This is a genomic window from Mesobacillus sp., from assembly GCF_047739415.1.
Lineage (GTDB): Bacteria > Bacillota > Bacilli > Bacillales > Cytobacillaceae > Mesobacillus.
Genome location: NZ_JBIQOE010000192.1, coordinates 1 through 5,006, shown reverse-complemented (window position 1 = coordinate 5,006; position 5,006 = coordinate 1). Strand labels below are relative to the sequence as shown.

Here is a 5,006-nt window from a genome sequence, read left to right as displayed (position 1 = left end):
ATTCACCCAGAACAAATCCCCTGCATATAGTAAGGGGGAAGTGAAAACTTGCCGTTTATAAGAACGGTTGGAGGGAGTGCGATTAAATGTCAGGAAAAATCCTGAACTACTTTGCCGGCGGCAACACGGCCCGCGGCTTTTACAGCTTATATGATTCCAGCTTGCAGGGCTTGTCCCGGCTATTCATATTGAAGGGCGGACCAGGAACAGGAAAATCTTCGCTCATGAAAAAGATCGGCAATGAATGGAGTGAAAAAGGCTATGATGTCCAATTCCTGCATTGCTCATCAGACAACAAATCAATCGATGGTGTGTTAATTCCTAAATTGAATGCGGGGATCGTTGACGGAACTGCACCACATGTTATCGAACCGAAAGCACCTGGAGCGGTAGAGGAGTACGTCAATCTGGGAGATGCATGGAATTCCGGCAAGCTTCAGGAACACAAGGAAACCATCCTGCAGCTCAGCGAAAAAATCAGTGGAGCTTTCAATTCTGCTTACAGCCTCTTTGCTGAAGCGCTGAGAATCCATGACGAGTGGGAAAAAATCTATATCGAAAACATGGATTTTGAAAAAGCGAATGAGCTGACGAACAGATTGATTGAGAGGTTCTTCGGAGACAGTACATCTAAGGAAGGCGGGGGGAGGGTGTACGACCGCTTCCTTGGTGCGGCAACTCCGGTTGGCGCAGTCGACTTTGTTCCCAACCTGACTGAGACAGTGGGCAAGAGGTACTTCATTAAAGGCCGCCCTGGCTCTGGAAAGTCTACCATGCTGAAAAAAATTGCCGCCGAAGCACAGTCGCGCGGGTATGACGTTGAAGTCTATCATTGCGGATTTGACCCGCACAGCCTGGATATGGTCATTGTCCGCGAGCTAGACTTTGCGATATTCGACAGCACGGCCCCACATGAGTATTTTCCGGAAAGAGAGACAGATGAAATCATTGATATGTATGTAGAATTGATCACTCCAGGTACAGATGAAAAATATGAAGCGGAAATCAAGGATGTCGGCGGAAGATATAAAGCAAAGATGAACGAAGCAATTGCCTCTTTAGCGCATGCTAAGGAGCTTCGCGACCAATTGGAGGCAATCTACATCGAAGCCATGGATTTTGCAAAGGTAGACGAAATCACTGGCCAACTGCAAAAAGAAATTGAAAGCCTGAGTGCCAACTAGCACCTAATTGGGCGTATTGCATACATTACAAGGAAGACTTTTAGAGAGGGGATATGAGTTTGTATTATAATAACTTCTACCCATATGGACCAAATCAGCAATTTGAAGACGATTATGGCTTTTATGAGAATGAGTTTTACCCGCAAGAAGGTGCAAGGACATTCGGTGGCCCAGGCGGATTTCCAGGCCAAGGTGGCGGAATCCCCGGAGGAGGATTTCCAGGCCAGGGTGGAGGTATACCAGGTGGTGGTTTCCCAGGAGGAGGACCAGGCGGGTTCCCTGGAGGGGGCCAGCAGGCAGGAGGGCCGCCATCATCGCCCCCGCCAGCATACGTGCCGCAAGAACAGGCAACGGCATTTGCAGTAGACCCAGGCGGAATCAGAAGATGTATGTTCCGATTCACCTACATCTGGCTGGTCGATGGCAGAAGCTTCTGGTTCTATCCGGTATTCCTCGGCAGGAATTCCATTGCCGGCTGGAGATGGAGCCGCCGCCGCGGATGGGTTTACTACGGAATGGACCTGAGACAGATACGGTCTTTCCAGTGCTAGAAACATATCATTTTAAAAGAGAAGCGTGTTGCTTCTCTTTTTTGCTGGAAAAAATCAGTGATTTTTTCCAGTTCTAAGAATTAACGTAGAAATTCGCAGCATTGATGTAAGTTTTCGCGGAATTGTGATCTGATTTCGCGGAATCCCAACGCATTTTCGCGGAATTCCCGATATGTGAAAAAACCGGCTGGCCTCTCGCCATCCGGTTTTCGCAGTTTTACATCATATTGTGTGTATCCAGTATCGTCTCGTCCCCATTTAATGCTTGTTTGTAAGTATTCATGTTTACTTAAAACAGAAAATGCGCAACCAGTACAACGATTGGCAATGTCACAAGTGTACGCTGCAGGAAGATAATGAACAATTCCCCGAAGCTGACAGGGATTTTTGAACCCAGCAGCAGGCCGCCGACCTCAGACATATAGATTAGCTGTGTGACGGAAACAGACGCAATGATGAACCTTGTCATCGGGCTTGCGATATCAGCACCGATTACGGAAGGAAGGAACATGTCCGCAAAGCCGACGATCAATGTCTCCGATGCAGCTTTCGCTTCAGGAACCTGCATTAGCTCCAACAGCGGAATGAACGGCATCCCTAGCCATTGAAATACTGGTGTATATTCAGCGACAATCAGCGCCAGTGTTCCAAGCGCCATGACGATCGGCGCAACACCCATCCACATATCAAGGATATTGCGGATTCCGGCAAGGAAGAAATCTTTGAAACTCTTATTGGTGCTTGCTTTTTCGACAGCCTGTGCCATACCCCAGGAGAAAGGTGTATAGCCATCAGGAATGTTCTCCTCAGAGTAATCGTTGTTCTGCTCCACATAATACGTATCCTGCTTCCTTGACAGAGGCGGGATTCTTGGAAGGATAATAGCTGCAACCACACCAGCCAGTGTCACGGTTAAATAAAATGGAACAAACATATGGCCCAGGTCAACTTGAGAAATGACGACAAGGCTGAACGTGATTGAGACAACAGAGAATGTCGTCCCGATAACAGCGGCTTCTCTTCTTGTATAATATCCTTCTTCATACTGCTTGCTAGTCAGTAGAACACCAATCGTGCCGTCCCCAAGCCAAGAAGTAAGAGTATCGATTGAAGAGCGGCCAGGCAATGTGAAAATAGGACGCATGATCTTGGCCATCAATGTTCCGAACAATTCAAGCAGGCCGAAGTTCAGCAATAAAGGAAGGAATAATCCCGCAAAGAAAAAAACAGAGAAAAGGATTGGCAAAAGGTCGTTGAGCAGCAAACCGCCTGTGTTAGGTGACCAAACTGCTTCCGGCCCTAATTGAAATAAAGTCATTACTGCAAAAATTGCCCCTAAAATCCTCGCAACAAGCCAGACAGCTGGTACATCAAACAACGCTTTCAGAAAATGATTGCGGTTAAGGATTTCAGGTCTGATGGTTTTTATTAATAAAGTTCCGATTAGAGTCAGAACGATGATCACAGTCATGATCGCAGGCAGCGTACCGCCGAGCAAGTCCTGAAGCCATCCGGATAGGACAGCGATCGGTATCGTTATTTCTCCGTTATAGGAGATTGGTAACATAAAGAAAAAAATTCCTATTAATGAGGGAATGATAAATGCTAATAAGTCCCCGGTAGATCTTGTTTTACGCAATGGTTTTTCCAAAATGATTTCACCCTTAAAATACATATTTATAAGCCAGAAATTATTTTAATGCATAACCCCTGTTTTGCCAACCTTTTTCTCAGCCCAATTCCTTCCTGTGTTATATTCTCCTAAAGCAAGCAAGCTAAACGCCAATCAGCCACCTTAATGAAAAATTCTATTTTTCTATGCAGGATTCCTCCTCTTTAGCGTGAATTCTTAATAGGACTATTACCTTATTTGTTCAAGGAAAATACAAATGAAAGTAATATTGAAAGAGATCAATCCAGATAAAAAGGAAGTATTGCGAAATTTATATTCACTTTACCTGCATGATTTGTCCGCTTATACAGATGGATTGGAGGTTAGTGAGGATGGCAGCTTCGAATTTGATTCATTTCCGCTTATATGGGAAAAAGAAGGAATCACTCCATACTTCATTACCGCCGATGAAAAGCTGGCAGGGTTTGTCCTGATTCTCGAAGCCCCTTTCACCACAAAAGTAGATAAAGTAATCAATGACTTTTTCATCCTCAACACATTCCGGAGAAAAGGAGTCGCAACAGCTGCCGTATCGGAAATATTTGCGCAAAATAAAGGCAGCTATTACATATCCCAGTTGGTAGAAAACGAAACAGCAGTGCACTTTTGGAAAAAAATCTACCAGCTAGAGGAGATCGACTTTGTAGAGCAGTCGGAAGTGCAGGATGGGGAAGAGGTTGTTTATCAGACATTTGTTGTTAGTTGATTCAGTAGTTTACATACAAAATTGAACTACAAGGTGAAAGAGGGTAAATAAGAAATTAAAAAACGGGAAAGGTTCATGGTAGAGGACTTTATGTGCAAATAACTAATATTTATGAGGTTGGTATTTTAAGAAAAACAAATTAGTTTATTTAGAGGTGAAGGTATGGAGTTAAGCTTTAAAGTGGCTTCCGAAACAGAGATAGAAGAAATTTATGAATTAGCGGGTGAAAACCGAAAAGAAGCAACAAATCATGATTCGGATGATAATAAGCAAAAAATGATTGAAGCCTATGAGCATTCCGCAAAATATAATGCTTATTTTCTCTGCTTAATGAATGACAATACGCTCCTGGGATGGATTCAAATTGATAAAGCATTTGATTACCTAACGGGTGATGAAATCGGCTGGATAAATGATATATATGTAAAAATGCCTTACAGAGGTAAAGGTTACTCCAAATTATTGATGGAAGAAGCTTTAAAAGAATTTAGAAAAAACGGATATAGTGATGTAAGACTGAATGTATATTCCCATAATGAAAAAGCATTGAAATTGTATGAGAAAATGGGATTTAAGGATGTTAGTAAATTTATGAAAATATCTTTATAATCGCTTTTTTAAAAGTCATGAAGGTTATAGTGGAATTAAAAACGCTGTTGATTCTGATTCAACAGCGTTTTCTTATGTGATTATTCATGTTAAATGCTTGAGATTTTCGCGATGTTGTTTGCACCTCTAAACAGAACCTGCTAACAAAAAGGCTCCCTTTAAGCTTACTTCATATATACCCTTGTTTCATACGGCTTCAATGTGAATGGCGCTTCCTGTTCTTCAAGCTTATAGTTGTTCAGCAGCAATTCGCTTGATTCAAGCGGGAATCCGTTGAATTCGAA

General features: G+C 43.1%; 5 protein-coding genes. 4 read left to right on the top strand and 1 reads right to left on the bottom strand.

Annotated elements, in window-relative coordinates; genetic code table 11:
- Nucleotides 1–86: 86 nt before the first annotated feature.
- Nucleotides 87–1,184 carry a PRK06851 family protein gene (locus tag ACH0QE_RS15345; RefSeq protein WP_415801463.1) on the top strand — a complete coding sequence of 366 codons (1,098 nt, stop codon included), beginning with the start codon at nucleotides 87–89 and terminating at the stop codon, nucleotides 1,182–1,184.
- Between the two features lie 59 nt (nucleotides 1,185–1,243).
- Entirely contained in the window at nucleotides 1,244–1,735 is a 492-nt protein-coding gene (locus tag ACH0QE_RS15340) for a transporter (RefSeq protein WP_415801462.1), read from the top strand.
- Nucleotides 1,736–2,024: 289 nt separating this feature from the next.
- Here the strand turns inward: ACH0QE_RS15340 and ACH0QE_RS15335 are convergent, their stop codons facing one another.
- A complete protein-coding gene (locus ACH0QE_RS15335; protein WP_415801461.1) occupies nucleotides 2,025–3,386 on the bottom strand; it encodes a YjiH family protein in 1,362 nt (453 codons plus the stop codon).
- A 238-nt stretch (nucleotides 3,387–3,624) separates the two neighbouring features.
- Between ACH0QE_RS15335 and ACH0QE_RS15330 the strand changes: the two genes are divergently transcribed.
- Nucleotides 3,625–4,113, top strand: coding sequence for a GNAT family N-acetyltransferase (locus ACH0QE_RS15330; RefSeq protein WP_415801460.1), 489 nt, complete (start codon nucleotides 3,625–3,627; stop codon nucleotides 4,111–4,113).
- A 162-nt stretch (nucleotides 4,114–4,275) separates the two neighbouring features.
- A complete protein-coding gene (locus tag ACH0QE_RS15325; RefSeq protein ID WP_415801459.1) occupies nucleotides 4,276–4,722 on the top strand; it encodes a GNAT family N-acetyltransferase in 447 nt (148 codons plus the stop codon).
- Nucleotides 4,723–5,006: the final 284 nt, after the last annotated feature.

Coding starts and splice junctions, on each gene's coding strand:
- ACH0QE_RS15330 (WP_415801460.1), top strand. CDS start 3,625: ATGAAAGTAATATTGAAAGAGATCAATCCAGATAAAAAGGAAGTATTG.
- ACH0QE_RS15345 (WP_415801463.1), top strand. CDS start 87: ATGTCAGGAAAAATCCTGAACTACTTTGCCGGCGGCAACACGGCCCGC.
- ACH0QE_RS15325 (WP_415801459.1), top strand. CDS start 4,276: ATGGAGTTAAGCTTTAAAGTGGCTTCCGAAACAGAGATAGAAGAAATT.